General features: G+C 40.0%; 16 protein-coding genes and 4 pseudogenes. 11 read left to right on the top strand and 9 right to left on the bottom strand.

Features of this window, described 5'->3' with window-relative positions; translation table 11 throughout:
* Positions 1 to 5: 5 nt before the first annotated feature.
* A complete protein-coding gene (locus tag CWI32_RS14665; RefSeq protein ID WP_100535631.1) occupies positions 6 to 1,307 on the bottom strand; it encodes an MFS transporter in 1,302 nt (433 codons plus the stop codon).
* A 246-nt stretch (positions 1,308 to 1,553) separates the two neighbouring features.
* Here CWI32_RS14665 and CWI32_RS14660 point away from each other — a divergent pair, with 246 nt between their 5' ends.
* Positions 1,554 to 2,459, top strand: coding sequence for a LysR family transcriptional regulator (locus CWI32_RS14660; RefSeq protein WP_100535624.1), 906 nt, complete (start codon positions 1,554 to 1,556; stop codon positions 2,457 to 2,459).
* Between the two features lie 315 nt (positions 2,460 to 2,774).
* Here the strand turns inward: CWI32_RS14660 and CWI32_RS14655 are convergent, their stop codons facing one another.
* Positions 2,775 to 3,479 carry an IS6-like element IS1006 family transposase gene (locus CWI32_RS14655; protein WP_001067784.1) on the bottom strand — a complete coding sequence of 235 codons (705 nt, stop codon included), beginning with the start codon at positions 3,477 to 3,479 and terminating at the stop codon, positions 2,775 to 2,777.
* A 301-nt stretch (positions 3,480 to 3,780) separates the two neighbouring features.
* Between CWI32_RS14655 and CWI32_RS14645 the strand changes: the two are divergent.
* A pseudogene (locus tag CWI32_RS14645) lies at positions 3,781 to 3,882 on the top strand (IS5/IS1182 family transposase); the annotation flags it as partial.
* A gap of 37 nt (positions 3,883 to 3,919) precedes the next feature.
* Here CWI32_RS14645 and CWI32_RS14640 read toward each other — a convergent pair.
* Positions 3,920 to 4,819: a LysR family transcriptional regulator gene (locus CWI32_RS14640; RefSeq protein WP_100535623.1), complete on the bottom strand. Its 900-nt coding sequence runs from the start codon at positions 4,817 to 4,819 to the stop codon at positions 3,920 to 3,922.
* 118 nt (positions 4,820 to 4,937) lie between these two features.
* Between CWI32_RS14640 and CWI32_RS14635 the strand changes: the two genes are divergently transcribed.
* Genes CWI32_RS14635 through CWI32_RS14620 form a run of 4 tightly spaced genes read left to right on the top strand, consistent with a single transcriptional unit; the run spans position 4,938 to position 8,172 of the window.
* Entirely contained in the window at positions 4,938 to 5,669 is a 732-nt protein-coding gene (locus CWI32_RS14635; protein ID WP_100535622.1) for an SDR family NAD(P)-dependent oxidoreductase, read from the top strand.
* A 56-nt stretch (positions 5,670 to 5,725) separates the two neighbouring features.
* Entirely contained in the window at positions 5,726 to 6,799 is a 1,074-nt protein-coding gene (locus tag CWI32_RS14630; protein WP_100535621.1) for an alkene reductase, read from the top strand.
* Between the two features lie 11 nt (positions 6,800 to 6,810).
* On the top strand, positions 6,811 to 7,542 hold the full coding sequence (locus CWI32_RS14625) for a pirin family protein (protein WP_100535620.1): 732 nt from the start codon (positions 6,811 to 6,813) through the stop codon (positions 7,540 to 7,542).
* Positions 7,543 to 7,566: 24 nt separating this feature from the next.
* On the top strand, positions 7,567 to 8,172 hold the full coding sequence (locus CWI32_RS14620) for an isochorismatase family protein (RefSeq protein WP_100535619.1): 606 nt from the start codon (positions 7,567 to 7,569) through the stop codon (positions 8,170 to 8,172).
* Between the two features lie 98 nt (positions 8,173 to 8,270).
* Here the strand turns inward: CWI32_RS14620 and CWI32_RS14615 are convergent, their stop codons facing one another.
* Both CWI32_RS14615 and CWI32_RS14610 read right to left on the bottom strand, forming a co-directional pair.
* Entirely contained in the window at positions 8,271 to 8,975 is a 705-nt protein-coding gene (locus tag CWI32_RS14615; RefSeq protein WP_001067794.1) for an IS6-like element IS1007 family transposase, read from the bottom strand.
* 62 nt (positions 8,976 to 9,037) lie between these two features.
* Positions 9,038 to 9,199: pseudogene (locus CWI32_RS14610) on the bottom strand (helix-turn-helix domain-containing protein); the annotation flags it as partial.
* A 204-nt stretch (positions 9,200 to 9,403) separates the two neighbouring features.
* Between CWI32_RS14610 and CWI32_RS14600 the strand changes: the two are divergent.
* The 3 genes from CWI32_RS14600 (at position 9,404) to CWI32_RS14585 (ending at position 11,930) form a co-directional block, all read left to right on the top strand.
* The gene (locus CWI32_RS14600) at positions 9,404 to 10,729 is read left to right on the top strand and encodes an ISNCY family transposase (RefSeq protein WP_100535617.1); all 1,326 of its coding nucleotides are present in this window, start codon (positions 9,404 to 9,406) and stop codon (positions 10,727 to 10,729) included.
* Between the two features lie 549 nt (positions 10,730 to 11,278).
* The gene (locus CWI32_RS14590) at positions 11,279 to 11,635 is read left to right on the top strand and encodes a type II toxin-antitoxin system RelE/ParE family toxin (RefSeq protein WP_004668307.1); all 357 of its coding nucleotides are present in this window, start codon (positions 11,279 to 11,281) and stop codon (positions 11,633 to 11,635) included.
* Positions 11,628 to 11,930, top strand: a complete 303-nt coding sequence (locus tag CWI32_RS14585; protein WP_001140620.1) for a helix-turn-helix domain-containing protein — start codon at positions 11,628 to 11,630, stop codon at positions 11,928 to 11,930. The genes CWI32_RS14590 and CWI32_RS14585 overlap by 8 nt, the downstream gene beginning before the upstream one ends.
* A 41-nt stretch (positions 11,931 to 11,971) precedes the next feature.
* Here the strand turns inward: CWI32_RS14585 and CWI32_RS14580 are convergent.
* Positions 11,972 to 12,133 (bottom strand): annotated as a pseudogene (locus CWI32_RS14580) (IS6 family transposase); the annotation flags it as partial.
* A gap of 93 nt (positions 12,134 to 12,226) precedes the next feature.
* On the bottom strand, positions 12,227 to 12,619 hold the full coding sequence (gene cadR, locus CWI32_RS14575; RefSeq protein ID WP_000550240.1) for a Cd(II)/Pb(II)-responsive transcriptional regulator: 393 nt from the start codon (positions 12,617 to 12,619) through the stop codon (positions 12,227 to 12,229).
* A gap of 89 nt (positions 12,620 to 12,708) precedes the next feature.
* On the opposite strand from cadR, the gene CWI32_RS14570 reads away from it, so the two are divergent.
* Both CWI32_RS14570 and CWI32_RS14565 read left to right on the top strand, forming a co-directional pair.
* Entirely contained in the window at positions 12,709 to 13,989 is a 1,281-nt protein-coding gene (locus tag CWI32_RS14570; protein ID WP_004668302.1) for a cation efflux transmembrane domain-containing protein, read from the top strand.
* 274 nt (positions 13,990 to 14,263) lie between these two features.
* On the top strand, positions 14,264 to 15,598 hold the full coding sequence (locus tag CWI32_RS14565) for an ISNCY family transposase (protein WP_015060273.1): 1,335 nt from the start codon (positions 14,264 to 14,266) through the stop codon (positions 15,596 to 15,598).
* A 320-nt stretch (positions 15,599 to 15,918) separates the two neighbouring features.
* Here CWI32_RS14565 and CWI32_RS14560 read toward each other — a convergent pair whose 3' ends face one another.
* Together CWI32_RS14560 and CWI32_RS14555 are read right to left on the bottom strand one after the other, a co-directional pair.
* Positions 15,919 to 16,623 (bottom strand): IS6-like element IS1006 family transposase, encoded by a 705-nt coding sequence (locus tag CWI32_RS14560; protein ID WP_001067786.1) that lies wholly within the window; start codon positions 16,621 to 16,623, stop codon positions 15,919 to 15,921.
* 97 nt (positions 16,624 to 16,720) lie between these two features.
* A pseudogene (locus CWI32_RS14555) lies at positions 16,721 to 16,933 on the bottom strand (transposase); the annotation flags it as partial.

The raw sequence follows: 16,933 nt of genomic DNA, 5'->3' as shown, positions 1-16,933 counted from the left end.
TGAAATTAATTCTCTAAGACCTTAGACACACTCACTTTTGGTTTGTTCGTCATGCTGAGAATTAACGTTAATACGGTAGAAAGTACGAGTAATCCAGCCACAAAGTAGAGACCGCCTGCATAGCTTCCTGTTTGATCCTTAACCCAACCAATCATTACAGGTCCCGCAAAGCCGCCTAAATTTCCAATAGAGTTAATTGTTGCAATTCCTGTAGCTGCAGCAGTACCTGATAAAAATAATGTAGGCATACTCCAAAGAGGCGGTTTAGAACAGCTAATCCCAACATTGACAATTGTGAGTGCTGCAATTAGACCAACCATATTGTGAGTGCTAGCCGCAATTACTAAGCCAATGGCTGCAAGCATGCACGCTATAGCTACATGCCAAGTACGCTCACCTGTTCGATCCGAATGTCTAGACCAAAGCACCATTGCGACTACAGAAATAATTGGTGGAATAGCATTCACTAAGCCAACTGTCATAGATGACACACCCAAGTCTTTAATGATTTGTGGTGCCCAAATACTTAATGTATATAGACCAGCCGAGGTGCCAAAATACACAAGTGCTAATGCTAAAACGCGAGGATTTAACAGACCACGAAGAATGCTATGATGCTGATTATTATTCTTTCCAACATCTTCATCCTGCATTGTTTTAACGAGCCAGTTACGTTCATCTTCTTTTAACCATTTCGCTTTTTCTGGTCTATCAGTCATATAGAAAAATACGACAATACCTAAGATAACAGCAGGTATAGCTTCAATTAGGAACATCCATTGCCAACCTGCGAATCCCCAAATACCATCCATTTGGAGCAATGCAGCGGAAATAGGTGAACCAATCGCAACAGCTATTGGGGCAGCAGCCATAAACATAGCTATTACGCCGGCTCGATGACGGGCAGGGAACCAGTATGATAAATAGAGAATAATCCCAGGGAAAAAGCCGGCTTCTGCTACCCCTAATAAAAACCGCATGACATAAAAACTGGTTGTGCTATCAACAAAGGCCATACCACCGGCTATTAAGCCCCAAGTAAGCATTACACGAGCAATCCAGATACGTGCTCCAACTTTGTGTAGAATGACATTTGAAGGTACTTCAAATAAAAAGTAACCAAGAAAGAAAATTCCTGCACCAAATCCTAAGACTGAAGCGGTAAAGCCTAAATCTTCTTTCATAGTTAATGCAGCAAAGCCAATATTGACTCGATCTATGTAGGCAATTAAGTACAAAATCATGATGAAAGGAACGATACGCCAAGTAATTTTCTTGAGCGTCCTTTTTTCAATTTCCATATCCATCCGCATCTCCATATATTTACATCTATCGGTTAACCGTTTCCTATACAGCGGTACTTGATTAACCTGATGTCTCTGCTCTCCTCCCCAGTTAGTTATATTCCTTATATAACTAATTTTTGCTTATAAATTCAGCTTTCCTAAATCATTGGCTTATGTAGGGAGTAATGTCTGAAAAAATAATAGAGTGTTTGCAAAATGAATAAATCGATATAAAGTTAAAACACTATTGCAAAAATTTTACTAATCATGCAAACAGATAATGAATTAGCTTTCTTTTGTTTACTAATAAAGCAAGGTAGCTTAGTGGCAACAGCCAGAGAACTAAATCTGACACCCCCTGCAGTTTCACGTAGGCTCAGTCATTTAGAAGAACGTTTGGGTATTCGGCTCTTAAATAGAACCACAAGACGTATAAGTTTGACGCCTGAAGGAGAAATTTATTATGAAAATGCTGTGCGTATATTGAAAGAAATTAATGATATGGAACAACTGGTTGCAAGTAGCCGTACTTCACCTAAAGGGTTATTACGAGTAAATGCGCCTTTTGGTTTCGGTCGTAAATATATAGCAGCAGCCGTTTCATCTTTTATAAAAAAATTCCCTGAGATTGAGGTACAGCTTCATTTAACAGATCGTCCAGTTCATCTCCCTAGTGATACTATTGATGTTTCTATTCATTTTGGGCAAATCCCAGATTCAAGATTAATAGCAAAACGAATCGCAGCAAATAAAAGGCTAGTATGTGCCTCACCGTTTTATTTAAATGCAGCTGGAACTCCTTTAAATCCACGAGACCTTACGACTCATCAATGTATCGTATTGAGACAAAATGATGGGGCTTATGCCAATTGGCGTTTTTCTAAAGGTGATAAGGAAGAAACAGTTAAAGTTCGTGGAAAACTTAGTAGTAATGATGGGCAGGTGACACTAGACTGGGCTCTTGATGGTCATGGAATACTAATGAGGGCAGAATGGGATGTCTTAAAGTATTTAAAAAGTGGAAGATTAGTACAAATTTTAAAAGAATATGAAACTTTACCTGCTGATATTTACGCTGTATATGCAGACAGATTGGAGCATTCACCTCGAGTAGCACATTTTCTTGAGCATTTAAAAGACTATTTAAAAGATTATATTAATTCTCAAATGTAATTTTTAGGATTCTCTATATATTCAGTTACTTATATCATCCGGTACTAAATGAAGACTTTTTCCTATTCCTCTCCCTCCTTTAAAAAGTAAGCAAGGAGTTAAATATAGATTAAGCAGAGGAGCTAATCAAAATCGTGAAACATGGGAAAAGTATTAATCGTGGAACATAAAAATCAACAAAAAAGCCCACCTTGGGGAGGTTGGGCAAAAAAGGAACTACAGCTTTGAATTTTCAAGAGAATTATAACAAACGCATTTCGTATGGCACTGTTGCAAATAGAGATTTGAGTCGATGATGTTCCCTTTAAAAAGTACTTAGAGACCGAAAACCCTGTTGATTAGACACACTTCACCCTGAGGCTGACCATAATAAAATGACGATGCTTGGCCTTTACGTAGTGCACGCATGACTTCAATACCTTTAATTGTGGCATAAGCCGTCTTCATAGATTTGAATCCTAATGTGGCCCTGATGATCCGCTTTAGCTTGCCATGATCACATTCAATCACGTTATTTTTATACTTAATCTGCCTGTGCTCAAGGTCTGGTGGACATTTACCTTCCCGTTTTAACCGTGATAAAGCACGTCCATATGTGGGTGCTTTATCCGTGTTGATCACTTGTGGAATTTGCCACTTCTTCACATTATTTAAAATTTTTCCAAGAAAACAATATGCTGATTTGGTATTACGTCTAGAAGAAAGATAAAAATCAATGGTATCGCCACGTTGATCGACTGCACGATACAGATAAGACCATCGTCCATTCACTTTTACATAGGTTTCATCAATATGCCACGAGCTCAGATCTGTAGGATTACGCCAATACCAGCGTAAACGTTTTTCTATTTCAGGAGCATAACGTTGAACCCAACGGTAAATAGTCGTGTGATCAACATTCACACCCCGTTCGGCCAGCATTTCCTGCAGTTCACGATAGCTAATGCCATATTTACAATACCAGCGCACAGCCCAAAGAATGATTTCGCCCTGAAAATGCCGACCATGGAAAGGATTCATATGCTGCACCTTTAGCTAAAACAGTCTTCAGCTTACCATTCGTGGTTATTTGCAACAGTGCCTGTTTTTGTAACATATTGGTTCTCAAGACAAAATGTTATAAAACAAGGCTTCTCAATGGATCATATTACCGAATTATTTTGTATTTTGTATTTTGTATTTTGGATGATTTCTGCAAAAAATTTAATGAATCTTTAGAGAAAGCTTTAATTTCTAATCAAAAAACCAGGTTGAAAAAGTCAGCTTTAACCGTGATAAAGCATGGCCATAGGTCGCTGCTTTATCTGTATTGATGACCCCAGCAAGGAGTTTTCCTAGTCAGGTGAATGAGATTCATGCACGCGTAGCCGTCTTGAACAAATTCACAGAATTGGGGCGCCCTCACACCCAAGTTGTCACTTGAATTTGGCTCAATTAGGATCGCTCTATCTTTCAAAACTTTATGCAACAAAGCCAGAGTGACTTGTAAAATTCATTAATTTTTCTCGTAAAAAATCAATAAAAACTCGAACTTTTGCAGGAAGTAAACGAGTTTCTGTCAGTGCATAAACAGGTAAAAAATCGCCCTGCCATTCAGTAAGAATTGGTACTAATAACCCCTTATTAACATCATCATGAACTATCTCATGAGGTGTAAAAATAATTCCCTGGCCCAGAATTGACAATTTTCGCATCATACCAACACTATTCAGCATGAATCGTCCACTAATCTTAACTTCTACAGCTTCATTTTTATGATTCAATTTCCACACTAAATTGTTAGGAAAGCTCAGACATTGATGATGTGCTAAATCGTTAGGATGATTAGGGTGTCCATGTTTTTCTAAATAATCTGCGGATGCATAAAGTTGTCCTCGAAATTGCATTAATTTATGGCCGATTAAATTTGAACCTGGTGGATTCCCCATTCGAATAGCTACATCAATATTCTGTGCAACTAGATCAACCAGTTTAGAGGTCAAATCAATTTCAAAGTTAATGCCAGGATAAAGTTCTGCGAATTCTGTTAGTAGTGGAGCCAAAATCATTGCTCCAAAATCAACTGGTAAAGAAATACGTAGCAATCCACTGGGTTTAGATAGCATTTCTCCAAGCTGTTCATGAGCCAGTAGCGCTTCACTTACAATTCGTTTACAACGCTCAAAATAGACTTGGCCTGCTTCTGTTAGCTCCACTTTCCGTGTTGTCCGATGGAGCAATCGTAAACCTATTTCTTTTTCTAAATGACTAATTCTTCTTGATAATGTTGAACTTGGCATATTCAAGTTATCCGCAGCTTTTCTAAAACTCATCACTTTGCAAACTTCTACGAACAACGCCATATCATTAAGAAATTCCATCCGAATTATCCCATTAATGGATTAATGATTTCCATTTTACCATATTTATCCCAAAGGCTAACTCGTTAATACTATTTCTACTTACTGGCATATTTAACTTTTAATAAGGAATAGTGACATGTCTAAAGGAACTGCTGTCATCACTGGTGCAGCAAATGGTATTGGTCAAGCTTATGCTCAACGATTAGCTGCCGATGGTTTCGATATTGCTGTTGCAGACGTTGTAGATGCAGCCGCAACTCGTCAACTTGTTGCAGCAGAAGGACGTAAATTTTTCTCCGCTATTGTTGATGTCACCTCACCAGAGTCCACTCAAAAATTTGCAACTGAGGTTGCAGCTAATATGCCTCCTGTTGCCGCATTAGTGAACAATGCTGGAATTTATCCATGGAAATCATTTGAAGATACCGATTATGAAACATGGAAAAAAGTGATTTCTGTCAACTTAGATGGCGCATTTCTGATGAGCAAAGCATTTGTTCCTGTCATGAAAAATAATCATTTTGGCAGAATTGTAAATGTAGCAAGTACAACATTTTGGCTGAATGCGACAGAGATGACAGCTTATATCGCAAGCAAAGGTGGTGTGATTGGTTTTACTCGTGCGTTGGCTAGTGAAGTAGGTGCTTTTGGCATAAACGTTAACGCGATTGCACCTGGTTTAACCAATACCAAAACTATGCATGGAATTAACGCAGATATTTTTGAGTACTTACCAAAACAGCAAGCAATTCCTCGAATGATTGAACCACAGGACATCGTTGGAGTGGTTTCATTCTTATGCTCTACAGACTCAGGCTTTGTTACAGGTCAAACGATTGCAGCAGATGGCGGTCAAGTTCGTATCTAAGAAAATCAGACTAAGTTACATCAAATTATCTAAATCAATTTATTGGACAATGAATCATGAATCAAATATTTAAACCTATTCGTATCGGTCAGTATCAATTAGCAAATCGACTAGCTATGGCACCAATGACACGATCACGTGCTCAGTTTGATGGGACACCTGGCGAATTAGCAACCGAATACTATACTCAACGTGCAAGTGTTGGATTAATCATTGCAGAAGGCGCACAACCCTCTGAAGATGGCCAGGGCTATTTAGCAACACCTGGTATTTATACAGATTCACATATTGCGGGCTGGAAAAAAATTACTGATGCAATCCATGCTAAAGGTGGCCATATTTTCATTCAACTGATGCATGCTGGTCGTATGTCACACCCAGATAATACTCCGCATCATCGTCAAGCTGTAGCACCTTCATCAATTGCTCCAGGGACAGGTACATTCACACCAACTGGAATGCAAGAAATTCCAGTTCCTTGTGCTCTGACAACGGAAGAAATCAAACAGACTGTTCAAGATTTTAGACATGCTGCCCGTTGTGCGATTGAAGCAGGTGCTGATGGTGTGGAAATTCATGGTGCCAATGCCTACCTGATTCAACAATTTTTTGCACCAAGTGCAAACACTCGTACTGATGAATATGGTGGGTCTATTGAGAATCGCGCTCGATTTGCCATTGAAGTAGCAACTGCCATTGTAGAAGAAATTGGTGCCGATAAAACCGCGATTCGTCTTTCTCCAGGCGCGCTGCTTTGGGGAATTGATGAAGGTCAAGAAGGCCCTGAATTATATCGTTATCTCGTGAAAGAGCTTAATAAACTAGGACTCGTATATTTACATGTTATGCATCTTGGCAATGAAGAACTTTTGCAAGATATACGTCAAATATGGACACAGGCATTAATCATTAACCGCCCTGGACGTCCGCGCGAAAACATCGGAACAGATATCGAATCAGGTTTAGCAGATCTAGAGTCTTATGGACAAATGATCCTCGCGAACCCTGACTTTGTAAGTCGTCTGCAACAGAATTTACCAATGAATGAAGCGGATAATACGACATATTACGGTGGTGATGCACAAGGTTATGTCGATTATCCAACTTTAAATACATCTACTGAAATTTAAAGGCTGCAATTATGTCTATTGTTATCGCTCAAGTTCAACGCGCTAACCATGGTCGTCAATTTCATGGCTATGGATTACGTACGCAAGAATCGCTTATTTCTCCAATCCTTGGTGTCGATCACTATTGGATGAATGCTCCGACTTTCCCTCCTCACCGTCATCAGGGCATGTCAGCTGTCTCTTACTTGTTAGAAGATTCTGAAACAGGAATGGCGAATCGTGACTCCATTGGGACCCAGAATCTCATTCAGGCAGGGGGACTACATTGGACCACGGCAGGTCGTGGTGTATCACACGAAGAAGTTCCTGCTGAGGTTGGAAAAACTGTCCATGGATTACAATTTTTTGTAGATCTCTCTGAATCTAACAGTCAAATTGAGCCTTTTCCATTAATTCTTGAGGCTCAAGATGTCCCTGTAATTCACCTATCAAACGCAAAAGTACGTGTGCCATTAGGTAGTTATGGTGATGTTCATTCCCCAATGAACCCACCAACTGAAGTGACGATGCTCGATATTTCACTACAAGATGGTGCTGAGATCACTGTACCAATTGCTATTGGTCACAACATGTTTGCCATGCCTATAGCGGGAATGTTTGAAGTAGAAGGTCAAGAATTTAATCCAGAGAGTCTTAAACTTCCAGTATTCCCAGCCCAAAAAGTTTCTCGCGATATGACGTTTAAAGCCATACAAGGCAATGCCCATATCGTATTGTTCAGCGGACCTCCGCTATTTGCTTAATCCAATCCAAAGAAGGAATTTACTATGACTAACCAATACTTTACTGCTGAAAATTCAGCATTACTACTTATTGATCATCAAGTTGGTACGATGCAACTGATCAAAAATATAGACAAGGAACTTGCTGCTAAGCAGTCAATTGCATTGGCTAAGATGGCTAAGATTCTTGGCATGCCGGTAGTTATTACCTCTAGCCAAGAAGAGAATGCTCAAGGACCAATTCTGCCAGAAATCGCAGAGATTTTACCTGAAGCTTATGAAGCTCGTGTTAAGCGTCCAGGTGTAGTTAATGCTTGGGCCTATAAAGAATTCCATGATGCAGTGGTTGCAACAGGTCGCAAAAATCTAATTATGGCGGGTGTTACTACAGATGTCTGCCTTATTTTTCCAGCAATAGATGCTGCAACTGAAGGTTTTTCTGTGCAAGCTGTGATGGATGCTTCTGGCTCACCAAGTGATTTGTCAGAAGAGTTTTCTCGTCAGCGTATGCACGATGCAGGCGTTGTACTCACAGCTACTAATACGCTCATGGCTGAAATCGCGCAAGACTGGTCTACTCCTACTGGACAACAATTGATTGGTCTGTTGTTTACAGATGTATTCCCAGCACTAGGTGCTCAAATTGCTTAACTGCAAGTAGATGGTTAAGGCTATTTGTTACGACAGATAGCCTTAACGGCACTGTTGCAAATAGGGATCTGAGTCGATGATTTTCCCTTCAAAAAAGCTTAGAGACCGAAAACTCTATTTACTAGCCAAACTTCTCCTAGAATATTACCGTTATAAAATAATGAAGCTTGTCCTTTGCGTAGAGCACGCATAACCTCAATACCTTTAATTGTGGCATAAGCCGTTTTCATAGACTTGAATCCCAACGTAGCCTTGATGATCCGTTTGAGCTTGCCATGATCACATTCAATCACGTTATTCTTGTATTTAATCTGTCGATGCTCCAGGTCTTCAGGACACTTTCCTTCCTGTTTTAGTCGCGACAAAGCACGGCCATAGGTATGAGCCTTATCAGTGTTTATGACTCGTGGAATCTGCCATTTTTTGACATGATTCAAAATCTTACCAAGAAAACAATAAGCTGAATGGGTATTTCGTCTAGCAGAAAGATAGAAATCAAGAGTATGGCCACGTTGGTCAACTGCACGGTATAGATATGCCCATTTGCCATTCACTTTTACGTAAGTTTCATCCAGATGCCATAAATGTCGATCTGTAGGATTACGCCAATACCAACGTAAACGTTTTTCCATTTCTGGAGCATAACGCTGAACCCAGCGATAAATCGTGGTGTGATCGACATTCACACCACGTTCGGCCAACATTTCCTGAAGTTCACGATAGCTGATGCCATATTTACAATACCAACGAACAGCCCAAAGAATGATTTCACCTTGAAAGTGCCGACCGTGGAAGGGATTCATCTGCTGTATCTCGAAATAAATAAGATATTTAGCTTATCATGTCAGCCTATTTGCAACAGTGCCCCTGAAACCCCATCTTGATTAAGCTTCTGCAATAACCGGGTAATTTGACGGGTAGAAAGATTAAGGATTTCAGCAGCACGGACCTGGGTAATACGATGATCTCGAACGTCTTGCAGAACAGCAAGACGTTGAATTTCTTTGTCAGACATAGTGATCAGCATCTATATTTCATATCCAGTCCATGATGTTTAAGCCATCATAAACTAGACATTTTTATTGGTGAGAATATAGACATTTTGAATGGGTTCTAACAACTTGTGTAAGCCCAAAATAGAAATGTCCGGTTTCTCCAAAGTAAAAATGTCCGCTTTTAGAATATGCACTTTTGCGATTATTGAAGCGGACGGTTTGATATGTTGGTGTCTATGTCGGATAAAGAACTTAAACGATTGTCGGTCTTGCAGGAAATCTGCGATCAACGCATAACTCAGTCCCAGGCTGCTCAGCTACTTCATATTTCAGAACGTCAGATCAGACGCTTACTGCAGAAATACAAAGCTCAAGGCCCAGCTGCATTAGCCCATGCTGGTCGTGGCCAAACCAGCAACTGCAAACTTCCTGAAGAACTCAGACTCAAGTGCCTCAATATTGTTTCGGATCAACTCCATGGTTTCGGACCCACTTTAGCGCATGAAAAGCTCACTACCGTTCATGGATTCGATCTTTCAGTGGAAACCCTGCGTTGCTGGATGATTGCAGCCGATTTATGGATTCCTCGCTCCAAGCGCCTGAAACGCCCATATCAGCCTCGATATAACCAAGATTGTTATGGTGAACTGGTACAAATCGATGGCTCACACCATGACTGGTTTGAAGGAAGAGCCGCTAAATGCTGTCTGCTAGTCTTTATCGATGATGCCACAGGCAAATTGCAGCATTTACGCTTCTGTGAATCAGAATCAGCCTTTGACTATATGATTTCGACACGCTTGTATGTTGAACAGCATGGTAAGCCTTTAGCGTTTTACAGCGACAAACATTCAGTCTTTAGGGTGAATCAAAGCAGCAAGAAAGACAGCAAGATTACCCAGTTTGGACGCGTACTCAGTACCCTCAATATCGATATCATCTTCGCTAACTCCCCTCAGGCCAAAGGACGGGTGGAACGGGCCAACAGAACCCTTCAGGACCGTCTGATTAAGGAGATGCGCCTGGAAGGTATCAGTTCGATTGCAGATGCGAATAAGTGGTTACCCTGCTTTATTGAGCAGTTCAATCTCAAGTTTGCAAAGATGGCCTTTAATCCTAAGAACTTACACCGCTCTGCCACCGAAACAGCTGAGCAATTAGATGATATTTTTACCTGGCGAGAGCCACGTAGAGTCACCAATAGCCTGACCATTACTTATGATAAATGTGTATATCTCCTGGAGAGTACAGAAGAAAACCAGAGGCTGATTGGTAAATATCTTGAGTTTCTAGAATACCCGGATGGTACTGTAGCCATCATGCATGAAGGCCGGAAGATCAATTACAGCATCTTCGATAAATTAAGTCAGCTCAACCAGCGAGAGATTGTTGAGAATAAACGGTTGGGTGCTGTTCTGAATCATATCCAACAACAGCATGAAGAACTGGAACAACAAAACAAACGCAATCGTTCTCAAAAGATGCCAAGCAGACGTGCACAGAAAACAGCAATTCAACAACGAAATCTGAATCCTGTGCTTGACTTGGAAATGTCCATATAGGACATTTCTATTTGGTTATTAGGTAGGACATTTCTACTTGGGAATAACAATACTTGTATATTAATATAAATATCATATACTTATTCAAACCATAAAAATCTAAAAACCATAAAAAAGCCGATTTTGAAACAAGTCGGCTTATTTATGAGCAGTTTTGATAGTTCTTGCCAATAAATTTGTTTAAAAAGTAGTCGATTTTGCGATTTTTAAAATTTTATCAATGCCTCAATGTCCAAAATTATCCACATTTTTTGTGGATAAAATTTAGGCTATTTTGTACGCTTTGGCTCACATAAAACTCGGCCCTTTGCGGCTATCCAGGATAGGTGAATTTTCCTATGATGAAGTCATAGAGAACAGGATGTTCCAAACAACAAGAATAAGAAAGATCGCACCAGGAGCGTGAGGTAAGACAGGAGTCATACCTAGCAACCCAATATGAGAAACCCCGGCAGGATGCTGGGGTTTTTTATTGCCTATCCTTTCTCATTTGCAAAACAAACATAATGCCCCTAAAATATAGACTATAATCTATATTTTGGTTGTGGTATGTGGACAGTCATTACGACAGATCTATTTAATCAGTGGCTTGAACAGCAAGATGAACCTACACAAGAGAAGGTCCTAGCTGCCCTGGTTGTTCTACAGCAGCAGGGACCGAGTTTAGGCCGTCCTTTAGTAGATACTGTGTATGAGTCTAAATTTACCAATATGAAAGAACTGCGTGTTCAACATCGCGGTAGACCCTTAAGAGCTTTCTTCGCATTTGATCCCTTACGACAGGCTATTGTTCTATGTATTGCTGATAAAGGCGGTAAAAAGCGTTTTTATAAAGACATGCTGGATATTGCAGATGAACAATACCAACTTCATCTCACTACCCTAGGAGATAAATCTAATGGCTAAGACTCTGCAAGAATTGTTAGCTAGCCGCTCTCCAGAGAGCCAAGCCCGTATTCAAAAAATGGCTGATGAATTACTGCTAGAAAATCAGCTTCATCTTATTCGTGAAGAACTCGAAATTTCTCAAAAAGAGCTTGCTGAAACTTTGGGAATAAAACAGCCATCGCTTTCAGCAATAGAAAATCGTGGCAATGATCTTAAGATTTCAACCATGAAAAAGTATGTTGAGGCAATGGGTGGGAAGCTCCGTATTGATGTAGAGCTTCCAACAGGAAAACATATAGGATTCAACGTTTAACAATAAAAATGGGAGCTATAGGCTCCCATTTTTAGATTCGTATAACGTTGAACCCAACGGTAAATATTCGTGTGATCAACATTCACACCCCGTTCGGCCAGCATTTCCTGCAGTTCACGATAGCTAATGCCATATTTACAATACCAGCGCACAGCCCAAAGAATGATTTCGCCCTGAAAATGCCGACCATGGAAAGGATTCATATGCTGCACCTTTAGCTAAAACAGTCTTCAGCTTACCATTCGTGGTTATTTGCAACAGTGCCGATTTTTTGAAAAAAGCATAGGTCTAGATAATCAAGCTAGATTTTTTAAAACTCCACATTGGTCAATTGTACATAAACCATCACAAGTACCTCTTAAATCAGATAGTTGTTCAATAAGCTTTTGTTGCTTGATTATATTTTCTCTGATAGCACTGACATGTAAGTCAATTAATTCATTCACATCTGAACAATTTTTCTCAGGTTTGTCTTTATAGGTAAGTAATTGACGAATTTCATTCAAACTCATATTTAAAGTTCGGCAATTCAAAATAAATTTAATTCGCTCAACATAGCCTACATCGTAAAGGCGGTAATTTCCTTCCGTTCTTTCCGGTTCCGGAATTAAACCTTCCTTTTCATAAAACCTAATTGTTAATACTGAACATGAGGTTTTTTTAGAGAGTTCACCAATTTTTAAATGCATTGAGTTAGTATTTCCAAAGATTCTTGACTCTATAGTAACTATAGGGATTCTAATATTCAAAGTTTATAATTTTTTTAATGGGTATAATTATGAGTGGTTGTGGATGTAGTAAAGAAACACCATGCGAAGATAAGAAATCTCAACAAGAAAATCATCCATCAATTGCAGAAGCAAACAATTCAAAGAATTGTGATAATACGCTTAGCTGTTGTGGTGAAGAGGAAGAAAAAAAATCTTCATCTCCTTGCTGTAACACTTCAAACAGTTGTGAAGATACCGCTCAATCCTGTTATGGTTCTGATCCCAAAGAAAATTTAAGCACTGAAGACGTTTTAAAAGATTCGCACTACATGAGTGAATACTTAGTTCCCAAAATGGATTGTTCTGCGGAAGAACAGATGGTTCGTATGGCGCTATCTTCAATTGATGGTGTTCAAAAACTCATCTTTGATTTACCTAACCGTTCTTTAAAGGTTCTACATAATCAAAAAGATGAAAATATAACCACCAAACTTGAAGCTTTGGGTTTTGGTGCAAAGCTTGTGAAGACTGAAACTTATATAAGCAATCAACAGGCTAAGCAAACAAGTACCTACACCATTCCTAAAATGGATTGCTCTGCTGAAGAGCAAATGGTCCGTATGGCTCTTGCAGATATTGAAGCAGTTAAAGGTCTTACTTTTGATCTTCCCAATCGAAAACTGAAAGTCTTCCATAATGAAGGGATTCAGCAAATTACGGCTAAACTCGAAGGACTGGGTTTTGGGGCGAAACTTGATGAAACACAGCTTTCTTCAGGCGATATACCTAATGAACCTGATCCTGTGAGACAAGCTAAAGTACTTAAACTGTTATTAGGTATTAATGCTCTACTTTTCTTTATAGAATTCATCAGCGGTATTATTGCTGCGTCTACAGGATTGATTGCTGATTCTCTAGATATGTTTGCCGATGCAGCCGTTTATGGTATTGCGCTATATGCCGTCGGAAAAGCTGCGAAATATCAAATAAAAGCAGCCCATTTCGCAGGTTGGATTCAGTTATTACTTGCTGTTATCGTGATTGTTGATGTCATTAGACGATTCATGTTTGGAAGCGAGCCAGAATCAACGCTCATGATTGTTATTGGCCTGCTCGCACTTATAGCTAACGTGACATGCTTATATCTTATTTCTGGTCATCGAGAAGATGGCGCACATATGAAAGCCAGTTGGATTTTCTCGGCGAATGACGTTGTCGTAAATATGGGCGTTATATTTGCCGGTGTACTCGTGGCGTGGACGGGATCAGCTTATCCAGACTTAATCATTGGCATACTGGTTTCTTTATTCGTACTTAATGGTGCCCGAAAAATTTTGGCTTTGAAGTAAGAGTATCGAAAATGAATCTATTTGGCACTATTGCAAATAACCACGAATGGTAAGCTGAAGACTGTTTTAGCTAAAGGTGCAGCATATGAATCCTTATGTCTTAAAAGCATGTAATTTTTAGTATTAAAAATAGCCCTCTGTTGAGGGCTATTTAACATAAAATCTCTTATTCGCAATTTTAATGTTACTCACCATTCAAAATGTCTATATTCTCACCAATAAAAATGTCTAGTTTATGATGGTTTAAACATCATGGACTGGATATGAAATATAGATGCTGATCACTATGTCTGACAAAGAAATTCAACGTCTTGCTGTTCTGCAAGACGTTCGAGATCATCGTATTACACAAGTCCGTGCTGCTGAAATCCTTAATCTTTCAACCCGTCAAATTACCCGGTTATTACAGAAGCTCAATCAAGATGGTGTTTCAGGTATGGCGCATGCCAGCCGTGGTCAACCTGGCCATCGTCGCCATGATGATTTATTAAAATCAAAATGTCTTTCCATTATTTCCGAACATCTGCTGGGATTTGGACCTACCTTGGCCCATGAGAAGCTCAGCAGCATATTTGACCTGAATATCCCGGTAGAAACGCTTCGGCGCTGGATGACTGCAAATGACCTCTGGATTCCGCGATCCAAGCGCCTTAAACGTCCATATCAGCCACGTTATAACCGTGATTGCTTCGGTGAGCTGATCCAGATTGATGGCTCATATCATGACTGGTTCGAAGGACGCGCTGCTAAGTGCTGTTTATTGGTGTATATCGATGATGCCACTGGAAAGCTGTTGCATCTGCGCTTCTGTGAGGCAGAAACGACCTTCGACTATATGCTTTCAACCCGAGCCTACATTGAACAATACGGTAAGCCTCTGGCCTTTTATAGCGATAAACATTCGGTCTTCCGAGTGAACCAGAAATCGAGCCAGGACAGCAAGATCACGCAATTTGGCCGGATTCTGAATGAGTTAAACATTGATATTATCTTTGCCAACTCACCACAGGCTAAAGGTCGCGTAGAACGCGCGAATAGAACCCTTCAAGACCGTTTGATCAAGGAGATGCGTCTGGAAGGCATCAGTTCAATTGCCGAAGCCAATGCCTGGTTACCCTGCTTTATTGAGCATTTCAACCAGAAGTTCGCCAAGTGTGCGCGAAATTCAAAGAACTTACATCGTCCGCTAACAGAGTCTGATGCTGAGCTGGAGGATATATTCACCTGGCAGGAACCGCGTAAGGTCACCAAGAACCTGACGATTACCTATGACAAGTGTATTTATCTGCTTGAACCGACAGAGCTGAATCATAAGCTTGTTGGGCAATACATTTCATTTCTGGAGTACCCGGATGGCACTGTGGCGATCATGCATGAAGGACGGAAGATCAACTATAGTGTCTTCAATAAACTGGCTGGACTACAGCAGAATGAAGTGGTTGAGAATAAAAGATTAGGCTCGGTTCTGGCGCATATCCAGCAACAGCATGAAGAGTTGGAAAAACAAAATAAACGTTCCCGTCTCAAGAAAAGTATGCCGAGTCGTAAAGCTCAGAAAGCGGTTATTGAACAAAGAAATTTAAATCCTGTGCTTGACTCTTGCAGTTAAAAACAGGACATTTTAAATGGTTTATCGCATAGACATTTCTACTTGGGAATAACATATTTTAATTTTTAATTAAAAATCAATTACCTAATTATATAAAAAATCCCAATAAAACCAGATTGGGGTTTTTGTATGAATTATTGTCGTGGCATCAATAACTACTCGGACAATAATGGCATGATATACCAATGGCACATACCATGCTGGGAGAATAAAAATGAAAATTGCTAAAGTTTTTCAAGCAGGTCGGAGTCAGGCTGTTAGATTGCCCGGCACTGTTGCAAATAGAAATTTGAGTCGATGATGTTCCCTTTAAAAAGTGCTTAGAGACCGAAAACTCTATTCACCAGATAGACTTCACCCTGAGGCTGACCATAATAAAATGACGATGCTTGGCCTTTACGTAGTGCACGCATGACTTCAATACCTTTAATTGTGGCATAAGCCGTCTTCATAGATTTGAATCCTAACGTGGCCCTGATGATCCGCTTTAGCTTACCATGATCACATTCAATCACGTTATTTTTATACTTAATCTGCCTGTGCTCAAGGTCTGGTGGACATTTACCTTCCCGTTTTAACCGTGATAAAGCACGTCCATATGTGGGCGCTTTATCCGTGTTGATCACTTGTGGAATTTGCCACTTCTTCACATTATTTAAAATTTTTCCAAGAAAACAATATGCTGATTTGGTATTACGTCTAGAAGAAAGATAAAAATCAATGGTATCGCCACGTTGATCGACTGCACGATACAGATAAGACCATCGTCCATTCACTTTTACATAGGTTTCATCAATATGCCACGAGCTCAGACCTGTAGGATTACGCCAATACCAGCGTAAACGTTTTTCTATTTCAGGAGCATAACGTTGAACCCAACGATAAATCGTCGTGTGATCAACATTCACACCACGTTCGGCCAGCATTTCCTGCAGTTCACGATAGCTAATGCCATATTTACAATACCAGCGCACAGCCCAAAGAATGATTTCGCCCTGAAAATGCCGACCATGGAAAGGATTCATATACTGCACCTTTAGCTAGAACAGTCTTCAGCTTACCATTCGTGGTTATTTGCAACAGTGCCCTTCAGCTTACCATTAGTCGTTATTTGCAACAGTGCCTGCAGCACTTCGTGTCGTACGCCCCATCGGTATAGACAGAATCTATTCGCTCATTTGGTGGGATTTGATCCAGTAAATCACCTAGTACTTGTGAATCACTGACATTATTTGTCGTAAGCTGAACGGCACGTATTTGCAGTGTTTCAGCATCTATACCAATATGCAGTTTACGCCATTGCCGACGGTATTCAGGCTGATGTTTCTTACGCTT

The organism is Acinetobacter pseudolwoffii (genome assembly GCF_002803605.1).
Lineage (GTDB): Bacteria > Pseudomonadota > Gammaproteobacteria > Pseudomonadales > Moraxellaceae > Acinetobacter > Acinetobacter pseudolwoffii.
This window is presented reverse-complemented; position numbering and strand designations above follow the sequence as displayed.

What these genes read in the sequence shown, in the direction of transcription:
- CWI32_RS14600 (WP_100535617.1), top strand. Translation starts at nt 9,404, where the DNA reads ATGTCGGATAAAGAACTTAAACGATTGTCGGTCTTGCAGGAAATCTGC.
- CWI32_RS14560 (WP_001067786.1), bottom strand. Translation starts at nt 16,623, where the DNA reads ATGAATCCTTTCCATGGTCGGCATTTTCAGGGCGAAATCATTCTTTGG.
- CWI32_RS14625 (WP_100535620.1), top strand. Translation starts at nt 6,811, where the DNA reads ATGTCTATTGTTATCGCTCAAGTTCAACGCGCTAACCATGGTCGTCAA.
- CWI32_RS14635 (WP_100535622.1), top strand. Translation starts at nt 4,938, where the DNA reads ATGTCTAAAGGAACTGCTGTCATCACTGGTGCAGCAAATGGTATTGGT.
- CWI32_RS14570 (WP_004668302.1), top strand. Translation starts at nt 12,709, where the DNA reads ATGAGTGGTTGTGGATGTAGTAAAGAAACACCATGCGAAGATAAGAAA.
- CWI32_RS14615 (WP_001067794.1), bottom strand. Translation starts at nt 8,975, where the DNA reads ATGAATCCCTTCCACGGTCGGCACTTTCAAGGTGAAATCATTCTTTGG.
- cadR (WP_000550240.1), bottom strand. Translation starts at nt 12,619, where the DNA reads ATGCATTTAAAAATTGGTGAACTCTCTAAAAAAACCTCATGTTCAGTA.
- CWI32_RS14640 (WP_100535623.1), bottom strand. Translation starts at nt 4,819, where the DNA reads ATGGAATTTCTTAATGATATGGCGTTGTTCGTAGAAGTTTGCAAAGTG.
- CWI32_RS14630 (WP_100535621.1), top strand. Translation starts at nt 5,726, where the DNA reads ATGAATCAAATATTTAAACCTATTCGTATCGGTCAGTATCAATTAGCA.
- CWI32_RS14655 (WP_001067784.1), bottom strand. Translation starts at nt 3,479, where the DNA reads ATGAATCCTTTCCATGGTCGGCATTTTCAGGGCGAAATCATTCTTTGG.
- CWI32_RS14590 (WP_004668307.1), top strand. Translation starts at nt 11,279, where the DNA reads ATGTGGACAGTCATTACGACAGATCTATTTAATCAGTGGCTTGAACAG.
- CWI32_RS14585 (WP_001140620.1), top strand. Translation starts at nt 11,628, where the DNA reads ATGGCTAAGACTCTGCAAGAATTGTTAGCTAGCCGCTCTCCAGAGAGC.
- CWI32_RS14620 (WP_100535619.1), top strand. Translation starts at nt 7,567, where the DNA reads ATGACTAACCAATACTTTACTGCTGAAAATTCAGCATTACTACTTATT.
- CWI32_RS14665 (WP_100535631.1), bottom strand. Translation starts at nt 1,307, where the DNA reads ATGGATATGGAAATTGAAAAAAGGACGCTCAAGAAAATTACTTGGCGT.
- CWI32_RS14565 (WP_015060273.1), top strand. Translation starts at nt 14,264, where the DNA reads ATGCTGATCACTATGTCTGACAAAGAAATTCAACGTCTTGCTGTTCTG.
- CWI32_RS14660 (WP_100535624.1), top strand. Translation starts at nt 1,554, where the DNA reads ATGCAAACAGATAATGAATTAGCTTTCTTTTGTTTACTAATAAAGCAA.